Origin of the sequence: Staphylococcus simiae (assembly GCF_017357005.1) — a bacterium.
GTDB classification, from domain to species: Bacteria; Bacillota; Bacilli; order Staphylococcales; family Staphylococcaceae; genus Staphylococcus; species Staphylococcus simiae_A.
This window is the reverse complement of record NZ_CP071589.1, coordinates 1865122-1889551: the sequence shown is the minus strand read 5'-3', so window position 1 is coordinate 1889551 and position 24430 is coordinate 1865122. Positions and strand designations below refer to the sequence as shown.

Annotated in this window: 20 protein-coding genes; 16 read left to right on the top strand and 4 right to left on the bottom strand. The window is 31.6% G+C overall.

Features of this window, described 5'->3' with window-relative positions; genetic code table 11:
* Positions 1-40 precede the first annotated feature (40 nt).
* From J3R86_RS08670 to J3R86_RS08640, 7 genes are all read left to right on the top strand, one after another.
* A complete protein-coding gene (locus J3R86_RS08670; RefSeq protein WP_207516958.1) occupies positions 41-733 on the top strand; it encodes a heptaprenylglyceryl phosphate synthase in 693 nt (230 codons plus the stop codon).
* Positions 730-2922, top strand: a complete 2193-nt coding sequence (pcrA, locus tag J3R86_RS08665) for a DNA helicase PcrA (RefSeq protein WP_207516957.1) — start codon at positions 730-732, stop codon at positions 2920-2922. The genes J3R86_RS08670 and pcrA overlap by 4 nt, the downstream gene beginning before the upstream one ends.
* 2 nt (positions 2923-2924) lie before the next feature.
* Positions 2925-4928, top strand: coding sequence for an NAD-dependent DNA ligase LigA (gene ligA, locus J3R86_RS08660; RefSeq protein WP_207516956.1), 2004 nt, complete (start codon positions 2925-2927; stop codon positions 4926-4928).
* A gap of 12 nt (positions 4929-4940) precedes the next feature.
* The gene (locus tag J3R86_RS08655; RefSeq protein ID WP_207516955.1) at positions 4941-6140 is read left to right on the top strand and encodes a CamS family sex pheromone protein; all 1200 of its coding nucleotides are present in this window, start codon (positions 4941-4943) and stop codon (positions 6138-6140) included.
* Between the two features lie 140 nt (positions 6141-6280).
* Positions 6281-6724, top strand: a complete 444-nt coding sequence (locus J3R86_RS08650) for a MarR family winged helix-turn-helix transcriptional regulator (RefSeq protein WP_207516954.1) — start codon at positions 6281-6283, stop codon at positions 6722-6724.
* A complete protein-coding gene (locus J3R86_RS08645; RefSeq protein ID WP_207516953.1) occupies positions 6717-7541 on the top strand; it encodes an N-acyl homoserine lactonase family protein in 825 nt (274 codons plus the stop codon). The genes J3R86_RS08650 and J3R86_RS08645 overlap by 8 nt, the downstream gene beginning before the upstream one ends.
* 220 nt (positions 7542-7761) lie before the next feature.
* The gene (locus J3R86_RS08640; protein WP_207516952.1) at positions 7762-8835 is read left to right on the top strand and encodes an IS30 family transposase; all 1074 of its coding nucleotides are present in this window, start codon (positions 7762-7764) and stop codon (positions 8833-8835) included.
* Between the two features lie 429 nt (positions 8836-9264).
* On the opposite strand, the gene putP is transcribed toward J3R86_RS08640, so the two are convergent.
* Positions 9265-10803, bottom strand: a complete 1539-nt coding sequence (gene putP / locus J3R86_RS08635; protein ID WP_207516951.1) for a sodium/proline symporter PutP — start codon at positions 10801-10803, stop codon at positions 9265-9267.
* A gap of 360 nt (positions 10804-11163) precedes the next feature.
* Between putP and gatC the strand changes: the two genes are divergently transcribed.
* The 7 genes from gatC (at position 11164) to dinB (ending at position 19396) form a co-directional block, all read left to right on the top strand.
* On the top strand, positions 11164-11466 hold the full coding sequence (gene gatC / locus J3R86_RS08630) for an Asp-tRNA(Asn)/Glu-tRNA(Gln) amidotransferase subunit GatC (RefSeq protein ID WP_002461676.1): 303 nt from the start codon (positions 11164-11166) through the stop codon (positions 11464-11466).
* A 1-nt stretch (position 11467) separates the two neighbouring features.
* Positions 11468-12925 carry an Asp-tRNA(Asn)/Glu-tRNA(Gln) amidotransferase subunit GatA gene (gene gatA, locus J3R86_RS08625; protein ID WP_207516950.1) on the top strand — a complete coding sequence of 486 codons (1458 nt, stop codon included), beginning with the start codon at positions 11468-11470 and terminating at the stop codon, positions 12923-12925.
* 12 nt (positions 12926-12937) lie between these two features.
* Positions 12938-14365, top strand: a complete 1428-nt coding sequence (gene gatB, locus J3R86_RS08620; protein WP_207516949.1) for an Asp-tRNA(Asn)/Glu-tRNA(Gln) amidotransferase subunit GatB — start codon at positions 12938-12940, stop codon at positions 14363-14365.
* 772 nt (positions 14366-15137) lie between these two features.
* A complete protein-coding gene (locus tag J3R86_RS08615; protein WP_207516948.1) occupies positions 15138-16073 on the top strand; it encodes a diacylglycerol kinase in 936 nt (311 codons plus the stop codon).
* Between the two features lie 70 nt (positions 16074-16143).
* Positions 16144-17505 (top strand): 23S rRNA (uracil(1939)-C(5))-methyltransferase RlmD, encoded by a 1362-nt coding sequence (gene rlmD / locus J3R86_RS08610; RefSeq protein ID WP_207516947.1) that lies wholly within the window; start codon positions 16144-16146, stop codon positions 17503-17505.
* Positions 17506-17670: 165 nt separating this feature from the next.
* Positions 17671-18201, top strand: a complete 531-nt coding sequence (locus J3R86_RS08605) for a DUF3267 domain-containing protein (RefSeq protein ID WP_207516946.1) — start codon at positions 17671-17673, stop codon at positions 18199-18201.
* A gap of 124 nt (positions 18202-18325) precedes the next feature.
* Positions 18326-19396 carry a DNA polymerase IV gene (gene dinB / locus J3R86_RS08600; RefSeq protein WP_207516945.1) on the top strand — a complete coding sequence of 357 codons (1071 nt, stop codon included), beginning with the start codon at positions 18326-18328 and terminating at the stop codon, positions 19394-19396.
* A 36-nt stretch (positions 19397-19432) separates the two neighbouring features.
* On the opposite strand, the gene J3R86_RS08595 is transcribed toward dinB, so the two are convergent.
* A complete protein-coding gene (locus J3R86_RS08595; RefSeq protein ID WP_207516944.1) occupies positions 19433-19987 on the bottom strand; it encodes a 3'-5' exonuclease in 555 nt (184 codons plus the stop codon).
* 494 nt (positions 19988-20481) lie between these two features.
* Positions 20482-20982, bottom strand: a complete 501-nt coding sequence (gene ftnA, locus J3R86_RS08590; protein ID WP_207516943.1) for a ferritin — start codon at positions 20980-20982, stop codon at positions 20482-20484.
* Positions 20983-21241: 259 nt separating this feature from the next.
* Between ftnA and J3R86_RS08585 the strand changes: the two genes are divergently transcribed.
* Positions 21242-22555: a lipid II isoglutaminyl synthase subunit MurT gene (locus tag J3R86_RS08585; protein WP_207516942.1), complete on the top strand. Its 1314-nt coding sequence runs from the start codon at positions 21242-21244 to the stop codon at positions 22553-22555.
* The gene (locus J3R86_RS08580; RefSeq protein ID WP_207516941.1) at positions 22556-23278 is read left to right on the top strand and encodes a lipid II isoglutaminyl synthase subunit GatD; all 723 of its coding nucleotides are present in this window, start codon (positions 22556-22558) and stop codon (positions 23276-23278) included.
* A 120-nt stretch (positions 23279-23398) separates the two neighbouring features.
* On the opposite strand, the gene J3R86_RS08575 is transcribed toward J3R86_RS08580, so the two are convergent.
* Positions 23399-24385 carry an FUSC family protein gene (locus tag J3R86_RS08575; protein ID WP_207516940.1) on the bottom strand — a complete coding sequence of 329 codons (987 nt, stop codon included), beginning with the start codon at positions 24383-24385 and terminating at the stop codon, positions 23399-23401.
* Positions 24386-24430 lie beyond the last annotated feature (45 nt).

Genomic DNA, 24430 nt, shown 5'->3' with positions numbered 1-24430 from the left:
GCTATAATCAAAGATATGTTAAATAAAGGAGTTTCGGACAATGTATGACATCAGTAAGTGGCGCCATGTTTTTAAATTAGACCCAGCAAAATGGATTTCAGATGATGATCTAGATGCAATTTGTATGTCACAAACAGATGCAATCATGATCGGTGGTACTGATGATGTAACTGAAGATAATGTCATCCATTTAATGAGTAGAGTAAGAAGGTATCCCTTACCACTTGTACTAGAGATTTCTAATTTAGAAAGTGTCATGCCAGGTTTTGACTTTTACTTTGTACCATCTGTATTAAATAGTACAGACGTTACATATCATAATGGCTTATTACATCAAGCTTTGAAGGAATATGGTCATAGTATAGATTTCGAAGAAGTTATGTTTGAAGGCTATGTTGTCTTAAATCCAGATAGTAAAGTAGCACAACTAACTAAAGCAACGACAGCTTTATCAATTGAAGATTTAGAAGCATATGCACAGATGGTGAACGAATTATATCGTATGCCAATAATGTATTTAGAATATAGTGGAAGTTACGGTGATACTGAACGAGTTAGAGCTGTAGCAAACCAATTATCAACAACACAACTATTTTATGGTGGAGGCATTTCAACGTTACAACAAGCAGAAGAAATGGCACAAATTGCAGACACTATAGTAGTAGGTAATATTATTTATACAGATATCAAAAAAGCTTTAAAAACAGTGAAAATAAAGGAGTCTAGTAAATGAATGCACTATTAAATCATATGAATGCAGAACAAAGTGAGGCTGTTAAAACAACAGAAGGACCATTATTAATTATGGCGGGGGCTGGTTCAGGTAAGACACGAGTTTTAACACATAGAATTGCGTATTTATTAGACGAAAAAGATGTATCACCATACAATGTTTTAGCCATTACATTTACCAATAAAGCTGCTAAAGAAATGAAAGAGCGTGTACAAAAATTAGTAGGTGATGAAGCAGAAGTAATATGGATGTCAACATTCCACTCTATGTGTGTGAGAATTTTACGTCGTGATGCTGATCGTATTGGTATTGAACGCAACTTTACAATTATTGATTCAACTGACCAAAAATCAGTAATCAAAGATGTGTTGAAAAATGAAAATATCGATAGTAAGAAATTTGAACCACGTATGTTTATTGGTGCAATTAGCAACTTGAAAAATGAACTGAAAACGCCAGAAGATGCCCAAAAAGAAGCCAATGACTATCATTCGCAAATGGTTGCAACGGTGTATAGTGGTTATCAACGTCAACTACAACGTAATGAAGCGTTAGATTTTGATGATTTAATTATGACAACAATTACTTTATTTGAACGTGTACCTGAAGTATTGGAATATTATCAAAATAAATTTCAATATATACATGTTGATGAATATCAAGATACTAACAAAGCACAATATACATTAGTCAAATTATTAGCAAGTAAATTTAAAAATTTATGTGTTGTAGGTGACTCAGATCAATCTATCTATGGCTGGCGTGGTGCCGACATTCAAAACATTTTATCCTTTGAAGAAGATTACCCAGAAGCTAAAACCATTTTTCTAGAACAAAACTATCGTTCGACTAAAACCATTTTAAATGCTGCTAATGAAGTCATTAAACATAATTCAGAACGTAAGCCGAAAGGACTTTGGACTGCTAATACTAACGGTGACAAAATTAATTACTACGAAGCGATGACTGAACGCGATGAAGCGGAATATGTTGTACGTGAAATAATGAAGCATCATAGAAATGGTAAACCATACAGTGAAATGGCTATTTTGTATAGAACAAACGCACAATCACGTGTACTTGAAGAAACATTTATGAAGTCTAATATTCCGTACACTATGGTTGGAGGTCAAAAGTTCTATGATCGTAAAGAAATTAAAGATTTATTAAGTTATTTACGAATTATAGCAAATAGTAATGATGATATTAGTTTACAACGTATTATCAATGTTCCAAAACGTGGTGTAGGCCCTTCATCAGTTGATAAAATTCAAAATTATGCTGTTCAAAATAATATTAGTATGTTCGATGCATTAGGTGAAGTTGATTTTATTGGCTTATCGAAAAAAGTAACACAAGAGTGTCTGAATTTTTATGAATTGATTCAAAATTTAATTAAAGAGCAAGAATTCTTAGAAATTAGTGACATTGTGGAAGAAGTTCTGAACAAATCAGGATATCGAGAGATGCTAGAAAGAGAAAATACACTGGAATCACGTAGTCGTCTAGAAAACTTAGATGAATTTATGTCTGTACCAAAAGATTATGAGGAAAATACACCATTAGAAGAACAATCATTAATAAACTTCTTAACAGATTTATCATTAGTAGCAGACATTGATGAAGCAGATACTGAAAGTGGCGTAACATTAATGACTATGCACTCTGCAAAAGGATTGGAATATCCAATCGTTTTCATTATGGGCATGGAGGAATCATTATTCCCACATATTAGAGCAATTAAAAGTGATGATGATCATGAAATGGAAGAGGAACGTCGTATTTGTTATGTTGCGATTACTCGTGCAGAAGAGGTATTGTACATTACACATGCAACGTCACGTATGCTATTTGGACGTTCACAATCTAATATGCCTTCTCGATTTTTACAAGAAATTCCAGAAGAATTATTAGAAAAACATTCAAGTAGTAAGCGCCAAACAATTCAACCTAAAGCTAAACCAGTGACAAAAAGAGGATTTAGTCAACGTACGACATCTTCTAAGAAACAAGTGACATCATCTGACTGGAAAGTTGGAGATAAAGTCACACATAAAGCCTGGGGCGAAGGCATGGTTAGTCATGTCAACGAAAAAAATGGTTCAGTGGAATTAGACATCATTTTCAAATCTCAAGGACCTAAGCGTTTACTTGCTCAATTTGCACCAATTGAGAAGAAGGAGGATTAAAAATGGCACAGTTGTCATCGCGTGTGAATGAACTACACGAATTATTAAATCAATATAGTTATGAATATTACGTTCAAGATAATCCTTCTGTACCTGATAGTGAATACGATAAATTATTACATGAATTAATTGATATTGAAGAACGACATCCAGAATATAGAACGCCTGATTCACCAACTGTAAGAGTTGGGGGAGAGGCACAAGCATCATTTAATAAAGTTAATCATGATACACCTATGTTAAGTTTAGGTAATGCTTTTAATGAAGAAGATTTACGTAAATTTGATCAACGTGTGAGAGAACATATTAATAATGTTGAATATATGTGTGAGCTAAAGATAGATGGATTGGCTGTATCATTAAAATATGATAACGGCTATTTTGTACAAGGCTTAACACGTGGCGATGGCACTACAGGTGAAGATATTACTGAAAATTTAAAAACGATTCATGCTATCCCGCTAAAAATCAAACAGCCATTAAATGTTGAAGTTCGAGGCGAAGCTTATATGCCGCGACGTTCATTCTTACATTTGAACGAAGAAAAAGAAAAAAATGGTGAACAGTTATTTGCTAATCCCCGAAATGCTGCAGCTGGTTCATTACGACAATTAGATTCAAAATTGACAGCTAAACGTAAATTAAGTGTCTTTATTTATAGTGTGAATGATTTTACAGACTTTGATGCTAAATCACAAAGTGAAGCGTTAGATGAATTAGATAAACTAGGATTTAAAACAAATAAAGAACGTCAACGTGTTAAAGATATTGATGGTGTTCTTGCTTACATTGAAAAATGGACGAAAGATAGAGAGTCTTTACCTTATGATATTGATGGTATCGTTATTAAAGTTAATGATTTAGATCAACAAGATGAATTAGGTTTCACTCAAAAATCACCTCGCTGGGCAATTGCTTATAAATTTCCTGCAGAGGAAGTCGTATCCAAATTACTTGATATAGAATTAAGTATTGGACGAACAGGTGTAGTAACACCAACAGCAATTTTAGAACCAGTTAAAGTAGCTGGGACAACAGTTTCTAGAGCATCACTCCATAATGAAGATTTGATACATGAGAGAGACATCCGAATTGGTGATAGTGTCATCGTTAAAAAAGCAGGTGACATTATTCCAGAAGTTGTAAGAAGTATACCTGATCGTAGACCTGATGATGCCGTAACATATCATATGCCTACACATTGCCCAAGTTGTGGCCATGAATTGGTTAGAATTGAAGGTGAGGTTGCACTGCGTTGTATTAATCCTAAATGTCAGGCGCAATTAGTTGAAGGTTTGATACATTTTGTATCACGACAAGCCATGAATATAGATGGTTTAGGTGATAAAATAATACATCAATTATATGATAACCATCTTATAAAAGATGTTGCAGACATCTTTTATTTAACACAAGATGACTTATTACCACTAGAACGGATGGGTCAAAAGAAAGTTGATAATTTGTTAGCAGCTATTGAAAAAGCAAAAGATAATTCATTAGAAAACTTATTATTTGGTTTAGGCATTAGACATCTAGGTGTGAAAGCCAGTCAAGTATTAGCCGAAAAATATGAAACGATGGATAGATTGTTAACTGTAACAGAAGAGGAATTGATAGAGATTCACGATATCGGCGATAAATTAGCACAATCCGTAGTCACATATTTAGAAAATGATGATATCATTGCTTTAATAGAGAAATTAAAACAAAAAAACGTCAATATGACATATAAAGGTATTAAAACTTCTGATATTGAAGGTAGCCCTGAGTTTAGTGGCAAAACGATTGTCTTAACAGGTAAATTACAACAGATGTCACGTAATGAAGCATCAAAATGGTTAGTGTCACAAGGTGCTAAAGTAACAAGCAGTGTTACTAAAAATACTGATATTGTTATTGCCGGTGAAGAAGCGGGTTCAAAATTGACTAAAGCACAAAACTTAGGTATTGAAATTTGGACAGAACAACAATTTGCTGATAAGCAAAATGAATTAAATAGTTAGAGGGGTATGTTGATGAAGCGTACATTGATATTATTAATGTCAGCGATCTTTATATTATCAGCTTGTGGTAATGGTAAGGATGACCATTCTGAAAAAGATAATAGTAAAAATAATAGTAATTCAAATCAGACAAAACAAATTGCTACAGATAAAAATGTACAAGGAGATAACTATCGTACATTATTACCTTTTAAAGAAAGCCAGGCTCGAGGTCTATTACAGGATAATATGGCTAATAGTTATAACGGTGGTGACTTTGAAGATGGCTTATTAGATTTAAGTAAGGAAGTTTTTCCAACTGATAACTATTTATATCAGGATGGACAGTTCTTAGATAAAAAAACAATCAATGCATACTTAGAACCTAAATATACTAAGAGTGAGATTGATAAAATGTCTAGTAAGGATAAGAAGGAGAAAAAAGCAAATGAAAATTTAGGTCTAAACCCATCACATGAAGGTGAAACAGATCCTGAAAAAATTGCTAATAACTCACCTGCTTACTTATCTAATATTTTAGAACAAGATTTTTATAGCAGTCGTGATACAAAAGGTAAGAATATAAAAGGTATGACGATTGGTTTAGCTATGAATAGTGTCTATTATTATCATAAAGATAAAGACGGCCCAACTTATAGTAAAAAATTAGATGACAGTGAAATCAAACAACAAGGTAAAGAAATGGCAAGTGAAATGTTATCAAGATTACGTGAAAATGATGACTTGAAAGATATCCCGATTCATTTTGCTATTTATAAGCAATCTAGTGAAGACGCTATTACGCCAGGCGAATTCATCACTCAAGCTACTGCCGATAAAGGTCAGACTAAACTAAATGAGTGGCATAATATTAATGAGACATCAACATTATTACCGTCTTCTACTGCAGCTGATTATGATGAAAATTTAAATAATAACTTTAAACAGTTTAACGATAATTTACAATCATATTTTACTAATTTCACACAAGCTGTAGGTAAAGTAAAATTTGTTGATAAAAAGCCTAAACAATTAACCATTGATTTACCAATCGATTATAATGGTCAAGCTGAAACAATTGGTATTACACAATATGTAACCGAACAAGCAGATAAATATTTTGATAAAATCGATAATTATGAAATAAGAATTAAAGACGGTAATCAACCAAGAGCATTGATTAGTAAAACTAAAAATGATAAAAAACCACAAGTTCATATTTATAGTAATTAAATTTCAACACTTTCGTACTATTCAAGTATCTTGAATTGAGACGAAAGTGTTTTTCAATATTTAAAACATGAAAAATATTTGCAAAATAGTTTACCCGGGTATACAATAAGTGACATAAAAACTTAAAAGGTAGAGTTTATATGGAAAAAGTAACACTTGAAAAATATAATAAATTGCATCTTCAATTTATTGAACTTAGTAAGAAAATTAATGAAGTTATAGAAGAACAAGCCATTGATATTTCTAGAGAACAATTGGGTGTATTTAAATTGTTATTGGAAAATAAAAATATGTCACTTAAAGAAATAGCTTTTAGACAAGGTGTGCATAAAACAGCTGTAACCAAACGAATAAAAAAGATGGAAGAGAAAGGATACGTCAAAAAAATAAAGTCACAAGATAAAAGAGAAAAATTAATTGCTTTGACTAATCAAGGTCATAAATTTTATCAACATAGACAAGAATTATTATATAAAGGTTTAGAAAAGAAACTTAATTTAAATAAAGAAAATTTAGACATCATAATTAATAAGATGAATGACATACAGTCGATATTAAAACCAGGAGATGAAATAAATGACTAAAGATATTAAAGTACACATTTTGCATACAGGTAAAGTAATAGTAGATGAAGCTTTACCGTTTAATTATAAAAATAATCCTCCATTAGCTTGGACGGGATTATTTAGATCAAAAAAACATCAAATTAAAATACCTGTTTCAGTTTATTTAATTGAACATCCAAAAGGATTAATATTAATTGATACAGGATGGCATACAGATAACAGAAAACATCAGTTGAGAAATTTATCATTCCAATATCCAATAAATAAAGCGGAATTACCTGAAAATCAAGCTGTAAATGAGCAATTATTGAAATTAGGTTACCAATCAAGTGACATAGATTTTGTTTTAATGAGTCATATGCATTGTGATCATGCTGATGGCTTAAGATTAGTTAATGATGCACAAAATATATTGCTCAGTGAAGAAGAATATCAAGCAATATTAAAAGATAAGATACATTATTTACCACATGAATGGAAAGATATAAATCTAAACACATTTAAATTTGAAAATACAGGCATTGGTCCAAAAAATAAATCATTTGATCTATTTGGAGACGGTACCATAATAATGGTTTGGGTTCCAGGGCATAGTAAAGGATTAGCAGCTACAATAATAAAAAATAAAAATAGTAATCGTTTTGTATTATTAGCTTCTGATTCAGGTTATGCATCTAAATCATGGGAAGAGAATATACTACCAGGTGTGCTGATAAATAAAAAAGATGCTCAAGATTCATTGGAGTGGATAAAACAAATGGCAAATAGTGAAAATTGTATCAAAGCAATTGCTAATCATGATCCCAAAATTAAGCCACACGTTATAGAATTGTAATCCATTTTATATATGTGAAAATAAAAAAGGTGTTTTTGTATACAAAAACGAAAGAGTTACTACCATATTTTAAATTTAGTTATATAAACTTGTTTAATCTTAACAAAATAAAAAAATGGTGGATTTTATAATCAACTTAGCCACCTATAAATAAAAAACGTCACGTGAATTTCATGTTATTATTGAGGCTCTCACACTCTTCAATAAAGGATGAATTCACATGACGCAAAATCATTTTAACACGATAAAACATAAAGGAACACACCTAACTTATGAAGAACGCATTCGTATCGAAACCCTTAAAGATTTAGGCTTTTCTAATCGTGCTATTGCACGTGAATTAGGACGTGCGCCTCAAACTATCCATAATGAAATAAAACGCGGTACTACACGTCAAATTTCACGCCAAAAATATCAAGATAAAGTTTATGAATATGAACAATTCCAATATATTCCATCACTCGCACAACAAAATTACTACAAGAATCGACAACGTTGTGGCGCACAATCTTTATGGCGGAAAAATCCTCATTTTATAGCTTGGGCTGATGACTTAATGATTCAACAACGTTGGTCACCTGAAGCTGTTGTGGCATGTGCTCATCGTGAAAATGTATTCCGTAAAGATTTAATACCATGTGTGACAACTTTATATGCTTGGATTAATGATAATATCATGGCGACTAAAAATATCCATCTTTTAGAGAAGTTAAAACGTCGAATGTCTAATCAAACTTATCATCGTACACATCGTCGTATTTTAGGTCCAAGTATTGAACAGCGTCCACAGGACGTCCAATCTCGTCAAACCTTTGGACATTGGGAAATCGATACTGTCATCAGTACCAAAGATAAATCTAAACCTGTCATCTTAACACTCGTTGAACGTGCTACACGTTTTGAAATCTTAAAGCTGATTAATGATAAAAGCGCTCATTCAGTCTCACAAGGATTAACATCAATATTTAAGCATTTAAAGTCGCTCACACCACATATATTCAAATCAATCACAGCAGATAATGGCTCAGAATTCGCATCATTATATGAAGAATTTGGTCATGACATCAATATTTATTTCGCACATCCATTTTCATCATTTGAACGTGGTACCAGTGAAAATCAACATAAAATGTTACGTCGATTTATACCTAAAGGAACTGATCTATCAACCGTGAGTCAATGTCGCTTAAAACAAGTGCAACAATTTATGAATGATTATCCTAGAAAAATCCTAGGCTATGACACAGCTCATCATAGAATGGCTCAAGCATTAAAAGTATTAAATCTATTATAGTTATTTAACAGCTAAATACTTTAGCTGTTACTAACCCAAGATGAGTAATAGATAGAATATCTACCACTCATCTTGGGTTTACAAAACAGAAAAGAGCCTAAAACGTTAGTACTACTTAAAAAATATAAGTGGCTAACTTAAACTTGAAATTTACGAAAATAAAAAAATAAATTAGCGAGGTACTATATCAAAACATGGAGTGAATTAGTAGCAGTTTTCTCTAAATTCGATGATTTAATCGGTAAACAGTTTTCAAAAATACATGATTTAAATCAACATAAAAGTGTGTAGTTTCAACAGAAGTATTTTTAAATTTTAATCAATGACAAAGCTTTTAATTTCGTGCAAGACTTACTAAAAAATAAAGTACATAAAAAAGGAGCCTAAACTTATTAAAATAACTTCAGGCTCCTAATTTTAATTCATAAATTATTTCTCTCGTACAATTTCTTTTACTTTATTTAAATCTCGATCGACAAAGTCTCCAGGTTTCTTAGTTAATTTACTCACTACATAAGTAACAATCACACTGACAATAAAGCCTGGAATAATTTCATATAAGCCAAAAATTTCATTAACACTTGCTAATGGCTTAATCCAAGCAATCCAAATAATTACTACTAAAGCACCAGAAACCATACCACTTACTGCACCTGCACGACTTAAGCCTTTCCAATATAAGGCGAAAAGTACCAGAGGACTGAATGATGCACCAAAGCCAGCCCACGCATTACCTACTAAGTTTAAAATCGTATCATTTGGTGACCAAGCAATAGCTAAAGCAACAATTGCAACAATTAATACTGATAAACGGCCAACCATAACAAATTCTTTTTGATGTGTTTTGGCTTTTTCTTCACCACGTATTAATTTATAAAAGTCTTCAGTTAGCGAGCTTGAAGTAACAAGTAATTGTGAAGAGATAGTGCTCATAATCGCTGCTAAAATTGCAGCTAGTAAAAATCCGCCAACTAACGGATGGAATAAAATTTGACTCATCACAATAAATAAAGTTTCTGGATCATCTAATTTAACGTGATATGCTGGAACAAAGGCAATACCTGTTAAACCAACACCTACAGCACCAAGTAATCCAACAGCCATCCAGCTAATACCTAGACGACGTGCTTTAGGTAATAATTTGTAAGATTTAATAGACATAAAACGTACGATAATATGAGGCTGTCCAAAATAACCAAGTCCCCATGAAAATAGTGACACAATACCAATAAATGATAATCCTTTAAATAAATTCATATTTGTCGGTTTCATTGCTGCAACATCATGAAACGTACCCCAACCGTTTAAGTTCATCATGGCTACAATAGGGACCATAACCATTGCGATTAACATAATGACACCTTGGAAGAAGTCTGTAATTGATACAGCTAAGTAACCACCAAAAAATGTATAAAAAATGACAATAAAAGCGACTAGAATTAATCCGAAATGATAATTTAAACCGAAAGCACTTTCGAATAATTTACCACCAGATACAAAACCAGAATGCGTGTAAAGTGTAAAGAAAATAACGATAATTAAGCCAGAAATAATCTTTAAGACATTGTTTCTATCATTCAATCTATTCTTAAAGAAATCAGGTAGGGTTATAGCATCTCCTGCGAGTTCTGTATACACACGTAACCTAGGCGCCACAATAAAGTAGTTTAAATATGCACCTAATGTTAAGCCAATTGTAATCCACATTGCTGACAACCCTGTGCTATAAACAGAACCTGGCAAGCCCATAATCATCCATCCACTCATATCTGAAGCTCCAGCTGATAAAGCAGTAATATATGGACCAATATTACGTCCACCAAGCATATATTCGCTTAAATTACCTGTAGCTTGTTTATAACCATAAAAGCCGATAACAATAAGTATTAAGAAATAGATAGCAATCATAATGTATGTTTGCCAATTTGCATCTACTTGTCGACTTAAAGCAGTCCCTATTGTAAGCATGATCAACACTCCTTTTGTTTAATTATTAATAAGTTACATGAAATCATTATACATAAAGTTAAATGTTTAGAAAAGTAGGAAAATTAAAATTTACACTATTAAATACTTTTATAACAATGAAGAAAGTGTTTTCTTAATTAAAAAACAATATTGATTTTTTATGCATAAAATGCATAACAATGAATTTTTATAATATCTATAATAAATAACTCATGATTAATACTCTGTTTTCTTAATTTTATTGGTATGATAAAGGCATACAAATGTATATTTTTACATGATAAGTCAATAAAAACTTAGATTTTTAAGTGGAAATTTGATACAATTTGGTGATGAATGAATAAAAGGAGGCTTTTATTAATGACAAAAGTTACACGTGAAGAAGTGGAGCATATAGCAAATCTTGCAAAGCTTCATATTTCTCCTGAAGAAACAGAAGAAATGGCTAACACATTAGAAAGTATTTTAGACTTTGCAAAACAAAATGATAGTGCCGATACAGAAGGCGTTGAACCTACATATCATGTATTAGATTTACAAAACGTTTTACGTGAAGATGTGGCAATCGATGGTATCCCACAAGAACTTGCGCTTAAAAATGCTAAAGAGACAGAAGATGGACAATTCAAAGTTCCTACAATCATGAACGAGGAGGACGCATAGGATGAGCATTCGCTATGAATCTGTTGAGAATTTATTAACATTAATCAAAAATAAAGAAATCAAACCATCTGATGTTGTAAGTGATATTTATGATGCAATTGAGGAAACAGATCCTACAATTAAATCATTTTTAGCTTTAGATAAAGAAAATGCTATGAAAAAAGCATATGAATTAGATGACTTACAAGCAAAAGATCAAATGGATGGCAAATTATTTGGTATACCAATGGGAATTAAAGATAATATTATCACTAATGGTTTAGAAACAACTTGTGCTAGTAAAATGTTAGAAGGATTTGTACCAATTTATGAATCAACTGTAATGGAAAAATTACATGACGAAAATGCTGTATTGATTGGTAAATTAAACATGGATGAATTTGCCATGGGTGGTTCTACTGAAACGTCTTACTTTAAAAAGACTGTCAACCCATTTGATCATCAAGCCGTTCCAGGTGGTTCTTCTGGTGGTTCAGCAGCAGCTGTTGCAGCAGGATTAGTACCATTTAGTTTAGGTTCAGATACAGGTGGTTCAATCAGACAACCAGCAGCATATTGCGGTATTGTAGGTATGAAACCAACATATGGTCGTGTATCACGTTTCGGTTTAGTAGCTTTTGCGTCTTCATTAGACCAAATTGGACCATTAACTCGTAACGTTAAAGATAATGCCATAGTACTTGAAGCTATTTCAGGTTTAGATGCTAATGATTCAACAAGTGCACCAGTTGAGGATGTTGATTTTACATCTGATATCGGTAAAGATATTAAAGGCTTAAAAGTTGCGCTACCTAAAGAATATTTAGGCGAAGGTGTTAGTGAAGATGTTAAAGCATCAGTTAAACAAGCAGTTGATACATTAAAAGATTTAGGTGCAGAAGTTGAAGAAGTATCATTACCAAATACTAAATTTGGTATTCCATCATATTATGTTATTGCTTCTTCAGAGGCTTCAGCTAACTTATCACGTTTTGATGGTATTCGTTATGGATTCCATTCTAAAGAAGCCAATACATTAGATGAACTATACAAAATGTCTAGATCAGAAGGATTCGGTAAAGAAGTTAAACGCCGTATCTTCTTAGGAACATTTGCTTTAAGTTCAGGCTATTATGATGCTTACTATAAAAAATCTCAAAAAGTGAGAACTTTAATAAAAAATGACTTTGATAAAGTCTTTGAAAATTATGATGTCATTGTTGGACCAACAACACCAACAACAGCATTTAATTTAGGCGAAGAAATTGGTGATCCATTAACAATGTATGCCAATGATTTATTAACAACACCTGTAAACTTAGCAGGATTACCAGGTATTTCTGTTCCTTGCGGACAATCTAATGGTCGTCCAATTGGTTTACAATTCATTGGTAAACCTTTCGATGAAAAAACGTTATATCGTGTAGCATATCAATTTGAAACACAATACAACTTACATGACGTTTATGAAAAATTATAAGGAGTGGAAATCATGCATTTTGAAACAGTTATCGGACTTGAAGTCCACGTTGAGTTAAAAACAGAGTCAAAAATGTTTTCTCCATCACCAGCACATTTTGGAGCAGAACCTAACTCAAACACAAATGTTATTGACTTAGCATATCCTGGTGTCTTACCAGTTGTAAATAAACGTGCTGTAGACTGGGCAATGCGTGCGGCAATGGCACTTAATATGGAAATTGCGACAGAATCAAAATTTGACCGTAAGAACTATTTCTATCCAGATAATCCAAAAGCGTACCAAATTTCACAATTTGATCAACCAATCGGAGAAAATGGCTATATCGATATAGAAGTTGATGGCGAAACAAAACGTATTGGTATTACACGTTTGCATATGGAAGAAGATGCTGGTAAATCAACGCATAAAGGTGACTATTCATTAGTTGATTTAAACCGACAAGGTACACCATTAATTGAAATCGTTTCTGAACCTGATATTCGATCTCCTCAAGAAGCATATGCATACTTAGAAAAACTACGTTCTATTATTTTATATACTGGCGTGTCAGATGTGAAAATGGAAGAAGGTTCATTACGTTGTGATGCTAATATTTCTTTACGACCATATGGTCAAAAAGAATTTGGTACAAAAGCTGAATTAAAGAACTTAAACTCATTTAACTTTGTACGTAAAGGTTTAGAATATGAAGAAAAACGTCAAGAAGAAGAATTATTAAATGGTGGAGAAATTGGTCAAGAAACTCGTCGTTTTGACGAATCTACTGGTAAAACAATTTTAATGCGTGTTAAAGAGGGGTCAGATGATTATCGTTACTTCCCTGAACCAGATATCGTACCTTTATATATTGACGAAGCATGGAAAGAACGTGTACGCCAAACAATTCCAGAATTACCTGATGAACGTAAAGCAAAATATGTGAATGATTTAGGTTTACCAGCATATGATGCTCACGTCTTGACACTTACTAAAGTAATGTCTGATTTCTTCGAAGAAACTATTGATCATGGCGCTGATGTTAAATTAACATCAAACTGGTTAATGGGTGGCGTAAACGAATACTTAAATAAAAACCAAGTAGAATTACAAGATACTAAATTAACACCAGAAAACTTAGCTGGTATGATTAAATTAATTGAAGATGGTACGATGAGTAGTAAAATTGCTAAAAAAGTATTCCCAGAATTAGCTGCTAATGGTGGCGATGCTAAACAAATTATGGAAGATAAAGGCTTAGTACAAATTTCTGACGAAGCCACACTTCTAAAATTTGTAAATGAAGCATTAGATAACAATCAGCAATCTGTTGAAGACTATAAAAATGGTAAAGGCAAAGCAATGGGCTTCTTAGTTGGACAAATTATGAAAGCATCAAAAGGCCAAGCTAATCCACAAATGGTTAACCAATTATTAAAACAAGAACTAGATAAAAGATAATTTGAATTTATCGATATAAATATCTCCTTGAAAGGATCTATCTTTCAAGGAGATATTTTTTCACATATTTATAAGGGTAGTTTAGCAATAAAGTTTTCAGTTTTTTTAAAGCAATAAATAAAAAGTGAATAATGATGTTATAGTCCAAAATAGGAGAGAAAATCTTTCTAACAAGCATTATTAATACTTTCCAGACAACACTGATTAGATTGCAATGGGAGTGGAAAGAAATAAATGTTCTATAATATTTATTTCGTCATCCAGCCCTGCAAGACTGACTATTTTTTTAAATGTTGATTTAACAATATTTTGAAAACTAGTCAGTTACTGCCCAATGTTTAATTTGAAATGCTTTTTATCTCAGGCTTCCTAGGCTGTTTTATAATTCAGATAGTTGCTACTCAATTTTAAAAGCCACTAAATATACTTTTATCTTAGTTTCATAAATAATAGTAATTTACTAAAAAAACAAACTTTATGTATGTGTTAGCTTTAATTATATTCAGTCTAACTGTATAATAATAAGGTATAAGATTAAACGCACGTTATGTTAATGTCGATTCAATCGAGTGACTAGCATAACAAAGTAATAGCGACTAAAGAGAACAGAAATGCTGTATTAATCTGTTAATGTAAATTGAATGTAATTAATTTTATAGCAATCATAACGTGACAAATTCAATTTAATTGCATTAGTGAACTAATTAACTGATGATATACCTACGTTATGACTTAAATTAAAATAAGAGTTAGATGAGTCGAGGGATAAGATATGAGGAAACGTGCAAGAATCATTTATAACCCGACATCTGGTAAAGAACTATTTAAAAGAGTATTACCTGATGCATTAATTAAATTAGAAAAAGCGGGATATGAAACAAGTGCATATGCCACTGAAAAAATTGGCGATGCAACGATTGAAGCTGAACGTGCATTAAACGATAAATATGATATTTTAATTGCGGCTGGTGGCGATGGTACGTTAAACGAAGTTGTTAACGGTATAGCCGAGCGACCAAATAGACCTAAATTAGGTGTCATTCCTATGGGTACAGTCAATGACTTTGGTCGAGCTTTACATATTCCTAATGATATTATGGGCGCATTAGACGTTATTATAGAAGGTCATTCAACAAAAGTTGATATAGGTAAAATGAATAATCGTTACTTTATTAATTTAGCAGCTGGTGGACAACTAACGCAAGTTTCTTATGAGACACCTAGTAAATTAAAGTCTATCGTTGGACCATTTGCATATTATATTAAAGGCTTTGAAATGCTACCACAAATGAAAGCTGTAGACTTAAGAATTGAATATGATGGTAATGTATTCCAAGGTGAAGCATTGTTATTCTTTTTAGGACTTACGAATTCTATGGCAGGCTTCGAAAAGTTAGTTCCAGATGCTAAATTAGATGATGGCTATTTTACTTTAATTATCATCGAAAAGGCTAATCTTGCGGAACTTGGTCATATTATGACATTAGCATCACGTGGCGAACATATCAAACATCCAAAAGTAATTTATGAAAAAGCTAAATCAGTTAATATTTCATCATTCACAGATTTACAATTAAATGTTGATGGTGAATATGGTGGTAAGTTACCGGCGAACTTTTTAAATTTAGAAAGGCATATTGAAGTGTTTGCACCTAAAGATATCGTTAACGATGAATTATTAAATAATGAACATGTAGAGATAGAGTAAATATAGCATCAAATAAGGTTAGGAAAAGCTTTAATTAACTTCCTAGCCTTTTATTTATGGGGGTAGTGTTGTGGAAACAATTAATAAAAATGATATAAAAACGGGAACTGTTGTAGATTTAACTCACGAAGGTCATGGTGTTGTTAAAGTAGATAGATATCCTATATTCATTCCACAAGCATTAATTGCTGAAGAAATAGAATATAAAGTAATCAAAGTAAAAAAGAATTTTGCAATCGGTAAATTATTAAATATTAATACTAAGAGTCAAGAACGTGTTGAACCACCTTGCATTTATTACCAAAAATGTGGTGGTTGTCAATTACAACATTTATCTTATCCAGCACAATTGGCAATGAAGAAAGAACAAGTTATTAATTTATTTCAGAGAAAAGCACATTTCACTGATGTTACCATTAATGACACTATTGGTATGGATGATCCATGGCGTTATAGAAATAAATCACAAATCCCAGTAGGGAAAAATAAGGATAATGAAGCTATCATGGGCTTTTATCGTCAACGTAGTCATGACATTATCGATATGGATAGTTGTTTAATTCAAGATTATCGACATCAGCAAGTTATGAACTTAGTTAAAGCTATGCTAAATGATTTAAATATTAGTATTTATAATGAATATACAAAAAAAGGCTCATTGCGACATCTAGTTGTTAGAACAGGTTACCATACGGATGATATGATGGTTATTTTTGTGACAAACGGTAAGAAATTTAAAAATGCTGAAGTCATTATCAATGCACTTTTAGAGGCATTTCCTAACATAACAAGTATTAAACAAAATATTAATGATAGTCACTCTAATGTGATTATGGGGCAGCATTCCATAACTTTATACGGCCAAGATACCATTGAAGATCAATTATCTGATAGTACATTTGAAATAAGTGACCAATCATTCTATCAAATTAACTCAGAGCAAACTGAAAAGCTCTATAATCAAGCAATCTCTTATGCTCAGTTAACTGGTAACGAAACAGTACTTGATACTTATTGTGGTATAGGAACTATCGGATTGTACATGGCACCTTACGCTAAACATGTGTATGGTGTCGAAGTCGTACCTTCTGCAATTAAAGATGCACAGTACAATGCGACTTTAAACCAATGTGAAAATACTACTTTTGTCTGTGGGAAAGCAGAAGAAGTTATTTTACAATGGAAAGCACAAGGGATTAAACCAGATGTTGTTATGGTTGATCCACCAAGAAAAGGCTGTGACGAAACGTTTATCAATACATTATTAGAACTAGCTCCAAAACGTATTGTTTATATTTCGTGTAATCCATCGACACAACAACGTGATGCATTAATGCTAGCTGAGAAATATAAACTTATTGAAATTACACCAGTAGATATGTTTCCTCATACAACGCATGTAGAAACAGTTGCTCAATTCGACTTAAAATAGCTTAGAAGACATATTGTGTTAAGTTTATTTATGATAGAATAATGTCGATTATTAAGATTTTATTACAGCCAATTTACTTTCTTGAAAAGTACTTTTTTAATCAAATTTTACAATGTATACTATGATTAATAACGACTAAGACGTAGTTACTTGGGAGGGTTGGCAATGCATAAAATCGATTTATCTGACAATAATTTCAACATTAAAAGATTTATTGTAGTGCAAATGATCATTGCATTATTTGTCATATTATTTACTTATAAGTGGGCACTAGATGTCACTGCAATTATAGACCAAAATATTATTGTTAATTTAATATATGGTTTCTTAGGATTTGCAATCGTACTTGTTATACATGAATTCATTCATCGCTTATTATTTATTATCTTTAAAAAAGATTGCCAACCAATGTTGCAAATTAAAAAAGGTAACATACTCTTTCATACTTCAAATGCTTGTTATAACAAATGGCAGTTTGCTATCATTATGCTTGCTCCATTTATTATAATTAGTAGTGTTTTACTTATTTTAATTAAACAATTTGGCTATTCATCTATTATATTTATTTTTAGTATGCATACGGCGTATTGCTTAATAGATCTTTTATTAGTGACATTCGCGATGACGAGTAATTTTAAATATGTGCAACAAGACACAGAGAGTTTATACTTATATAATCAAAAACCAATTCAATAATATTATTTAAGACTCAGTACAAATGATACTTAGTGCATCAATTATGTAAATTAATGATGCAGAGCGTATAATTGTAGTGAGGTCTTTTTTTGTTAACTTATAAAAATAAAAGTGAGGTGAGGGCATGGCTGAAAGAAGAATTATTCATATAGATATGGATTACTTTTTTGCTCAGGTGGAAATGAGAGATAATCCAAAACTTAAAGGTAAACCTGTCATTGTTGGTGGAAAAGCAAGTAATAGAGGTGTAGTGTCTACAGCTTCTTATGAAGCACGCAAGTATGGTGTTCATTCAGCTATGCCAATGTCACAAGCGCATAAATTATGTCCCAATGGTTATTATGTTACACATCGCTTTGGTGAATACAGAAAAACATCACAACAAATTATGGCTATCTTTCGCAGTTATACTGATAAAGTTGAACCTATGTCTTTAGATGAAGCATATTTAGATATTACTGATTTAGTGAGACCTGACTTACCCGCTTCTCAAATCGCGCAATATATTAGACGAGATATTTTTGAGCAAACAGAATTAACTGCATCTGCAGGTGTATCATATAATAAATTTCTAGCAAAATTAGCCAGTGGTATGAACAAACCTAATGGTATGACAGTTATAGATTACAATAATGTACATGACATCATCATGGGGTTAGATATTGGAGATTTTCCAGGCGTTGGTAAAGCTTCTAAAAAAGTGATGCATGATAACAATATATATACCGGTCAAGATTTATATCAAAAAAGTGAATTTGAATTAATAAGGTTATTTGGTAAAAGAGGCAGAGGACTATATAATAAAGCACGAGGTATTGACCATAGTGAGGTTAAATCTTCTAGAATACGTAAATCAATAGGTACTGAGCGTACATTTGCCACCGATGTAAATGATGACGAACAAATATTGCGTAAAGTTTGGGAATTGTCAGGAAAGACAGCTGAACGATTAAATGAGCTTCAGAAATCAGCTAAGACAGTTACAGTAAAAATTAAGACATATCAATTTGAAACCTATTCTAAACAAACAAGTTTAAGGGATTCAGTCAATACAGAAAATGATATATATAATATTGCATATGCACTTTATAATGAATTGAAGGATCCAGATATTCCCATAAGATTAATTGGGGTAACTGTAGGTAATTTAGAGCCATCGTCTTATAAAAATATGACTATTTATGATTTTATTTAAAAAGGTTAGCAAGCTTCAAAATATTAGAAGTATTTGCTAACCTTTATCTTGTAAATTTTTACCATAGATCGTCATAACATGGTTAAGATCATTATAATGTTTTAATAATCTAAATGTAATCATTGCACAAGCTTTAGCATCATTTAAAGCATCGTGATGACCATGAAAATCTAAATGATAAAATTCCATCATATATTTTAAGCCGTAACGATGAGAATCTACAGTACGTTTGGCGAGTTGATAACTACAAAAATATTTGAGCGTCGGTGTTGGAAGACCAATATTTTTTATGCTTTGATGCAATACATTCATATCAAAAGCTGCATTATGAGCAACAACTGGTAGATTATCAATAAATTGCATCATATACGGAAAGACGTAATCAAATGTTGGAGATTGTTCAACATCTTGTGGTTCAATACCATGCACATTAATATTTTGCTGGGAAAAATAGTCTTGAGGGTTAACTAAAGTATGGAATGATTCTGTAATTTGATTATCAATGACTTTAACCATACCAACCGAACATATACTTGTTCGTTTACCATTGGCCGTTTCAAAATCAAGTGCAACAAAAGAATTATTTGTCATGACATTAACTCCTTTCACTAAGTTAGATGCTCTATTTTTGCGCTAAGATACAAATAATATTATATAATATCGAAATTAGGAGACCAATTTATTAGAGAACATTAGATACTTGTCTTAAAATTTAATATTAAACTGTTCTCTATATTTTAGGACTGATAAATTAAAAACGAATAATTATGTATCGGTCCAATTTGGAAGAGAACCATATAAAGATAGTTTAGAGAATTTTTAATGGAAAATACACTAAATTGACTTATAAGTAAACAGTAAAAAGGGGATGATACCTTTGATTTAATCATCAAAAGTTTACCATCCCCTAACAAATAAAAGGTGGGTTTGGGACAGAAATAAATTTTCGATAAAATTTATTTCATAATCCCAAACCGGCAAGACTGACTATGTTTTTAAAATATTGATTGATCAACTTTTTGAAAACAGGACAGTTACTGCCCAATGCTTAATTTTAAGTGTAAAATACTTTTCGTCCCAGGCGCTTATTCTTCGTCGAAAGTTCTTGCACCTAATTCTTTTTCATATAAGTAAAGTGCATTACTGTCGTCACCAATACGACTTAAATAATCGATATGTGTTTCGAACATTGATTCTTCTTCAACTTGTTCATCTAAGAACCAATTTAAGAAAGAAATTGTAGCATAATCTTTATCTTTATGAGCAATTTCAGATAGATTATAGAAACGTTTAGTAACATCTTGTTCTTGTGCTAAACCATCTTTAAATGTTTCTAAAATACTTGAGAAATCAATTTTTGGTGCTGGTATTGCTCTGAATTCAGCATGTTCACCACGGTCGTTAATATAGTTATAAATTTTATGTCCATGGAATCGTTCTTCTTTTGCTTGTTGGATATAAAAATTAGCGAAGCCTTCGTAAGATTCTTTGTCGCAATACGCAGCCATTGCCATATAAGCATGTGCAGCAAAATATTCGTGGTTCATTTGTTCGTTTAAAGCTTCTAATAGTTCTTTGTTTAACATGTTAATACACCTCGTATTTATAAATTATTATTTTGAATTTAAATTAAGTGTAACAAAGAAATTTTAAAATGTAAATAATAATAATTTTAATTTAAGTCCTAAAATTTTAATCTAATTGAGAATAAATATCATTTTTAACTATCTAATTGAGAATTATTTTAAATTAATAATGGCATGATTATTTCAGAAGTAATGAAACTTTTTTGAAGTTGCAAAGTCATGTTATAATTATACGAATGCAAATTTGAGGAGGAAACACATGAGACAGTGGACTGCAATCCATCTGGCTAAGCTTGCTCGTAAAGCGAGTAGAGCAGTAGGCAAAAAAGGTACGGATTTACCTGGCCAAATTGCTAGAAAAGTGGATACTAATATTTTAAGAAAATTAGCCGAACAAGTAGATGATATTGTATTTATTAGTGGTACTAATGGTAAAACGACAACATCAAACTTAATTGGACATACACTCAAAGAAAATAATATTAATATTATTCATAATAATGAGGGCGCAAATATGGCAGCTGGTATTACATCTGCTTTTATTATGCAAACAACTCCGAAGACTAAAATTGCAATTATTGAAATTGATGAAGGATCTATACCAAGAGTATTAAAAGAAGTGACACCATCTATGATGGTATTTACTAATTTCTTTAGAGATCAAATGGATCGTTTTGGTGAAATTGATATTATGGTTAATAATATTGCCGATACAATTAGTAATAAAGGTATTAAATTATTACTTAATGCTGATGATCCTTTTGTGAGTCGTTTGAAAATTGCGAGTGATGATATTGTATATTATGGTATGAAAGCTCATGCACATGAATTTGAACAAAGTACAATGAATGAAAGTAGATATTGCCCAAATTGTGGACGTTTATTACAGTATGATTATATACATTACAATCAAATAGGTCATTATCATTGTCAATGTGGTTTCAAACGTGAACAACCAACATATGAAGTTTCTACTTTTGAAGTTGCACCATTTTTACAGTTAACGATCAATGATGAACGATATGACATGAAGATTGCTGGTGATTTTAACGCATATAATGCACTTGCAGCATATACAGTTTTAAAAGAATTAGGGTTAAATTACCAATCAATTAAAAATGGTTTTGAAACATATACGTCTGATAATGGGCGTATGCAATATTTTAAAAAAGATCACAAAGAAGCTATGATTAATTTAGCAAAAAATCCAGCTGGTATGAACGCCAGTTTATCTGTAGGTGAACAATTAGAAGGTCGTAAAGTGTATGTCATTTCATTGAATGATAATGCAGCAGATGGACGTGACACGTCATGGATTTATGATGCAGATTTTGAAAAGTTAGCTAATCAAGATATAGAAACAATCATTGTTACAGGTAATAGAGCTGAAGAATTACAATTACGCTTAAAACTTGCTGAAGTAGATGTACCAATTATAGTTGAACGTGATATCTATAAAGCAACAGCGAAAACAATGGATTATACAGGCTTTACTGTGGCGATACCTAACTATACGTCATTAGCACCAATGTTAGAACAACTTAACCGCTCATTTGAAGGAGGTCAATCATAAATGAATGAATTGACTATATATCATTTTATGTCTGATAAATTAAATTTATATAGTGATATTGGCAATATTATCGCTTTAAAACAAAGAGCTAAGAAACGAAATATCAAAGTTAACGTTGTAGAAATTAATGTAACAGAAGGCGTAACTTTTGATGAATGCGATATTTTCTTTATTGGTGGCGGTAGTGATAGAGAACAAGCACTTGCTACTAAAGAATTAGAAAAAATTAAAACACCTTTAAAAGAAGCAATAGAAGATGGTATGCCAGGATTAACAATTTGTGGTGGTTACCAATTTTTAGGAAATAAATATATTACGCCTGATGGTACTGAACTTGAAGGATTAGGTATTTTAGATTTCTATACACAGTCTCAAACTGAAAGGTTAACAGGTGATATTGTTATAGAAAGTGATACATTTGGTACAATTGTTGGTTTTGAAAATCATGGAGGTAGAACATATCATAATTTTGGTACATTAGGCCAAGTGACTTATGGTTATGGTAATAACGATGATGATAAAAAAGAAGGTATCCATTATAAAAACTTACTTGGCACTTATTTGCATGGACCAATATTACCTAAAAACTATGAAATCACTGACTATTTATTAGAAAAAGCATGTGAACGTAAAGGGATTCCATTTGAACCTAAAGACATCGATAATGAAGCAGAGCAACAAGCGAAGCAAGTATTAATTGATCGTGCTAACAAAAATAAATAAACATTATTAATATATAAACACGACCATTTCTATTTATTAAATCATAGAGATGGTCGTGTTTTTTATAAATATGGTGAGTCATCTTATTTAGATTACATAATTTTAGAACTAAACAATTGTTTATGCATATCTATTATCGAGTAAACGGTACATCATTAAAAATTCGTAGATAAGATGACTCTTTATTTGGTTTTGGTCTTTTATATCAAGTGCTTTAATACTATGCTTTAACGTGTTGACTGCCTCAGATTCACGATTAAAGGTGCCTTCATTAACTATCATTTTAATATTTTGACTGATCGTTAAAATAGCAACGCGTTCAGCAGTTGTAAATGTTATTTTAGTGTTTCGAGGTAAGTATATGATATTTGATAAATGAGTAATAAATAAACGATTTGTGTAAGCGCGTTTCGTCATTTGATTGAGCAATTGCCAATCACACGCTTTCTTTTTATGATAACTAAGTTCATCGCGTTGATAACTAATAAGTGTTTCAATTTCGGTATTTAAGTTAAACAATTTCTTAAAAGCTTTATTACTTTTATCAGATTGAATATGTCCCAAAATAAGCTCCTGACAACGATTGTAATATAATTTATACATCAACTGTTCTGTGCTAGATAATCTTGTTTCAACTTGATTGTAGTATTTAGGTGGGAAAATAATAAAGTTAATTAAGCCTGAAGTAACTAAACCAATAATCGCCGTTAATGTTCTAGATAAAAAGTTAAACATATAAGCATCGTTGATACCTGGAATCATAGCTACAGATGTTAAGACCGCGACATTTGTACCCACTTGTAGATTTAATTTAGTACAGAATATAATCGTAAATGTAGCACTTAACGCATATGTAAAAGGTGATTGGTCACCAAATATGTAAGTGAAGATCACTGCAAACCCTGCACCCATAACTGTTGCAGGTAAGCGTCTATATCCCTTTTTTAAAGATGCTTTAGCAGTAGGTTCAATTGTTACAATTGCTGTTAAGATGGCATAAATAGGTGTTAGATTTAAAGCCATACAAAATAAAGTAGTGAAAAAGATAGCAATACCTGTCTTGATTGTACGTGCACCAATAAAATGTTTATACCAATGTTCGTTCATGTTTAGCCCTCTTTGCCATTTAAAAATTAAAATATCATATGTTGT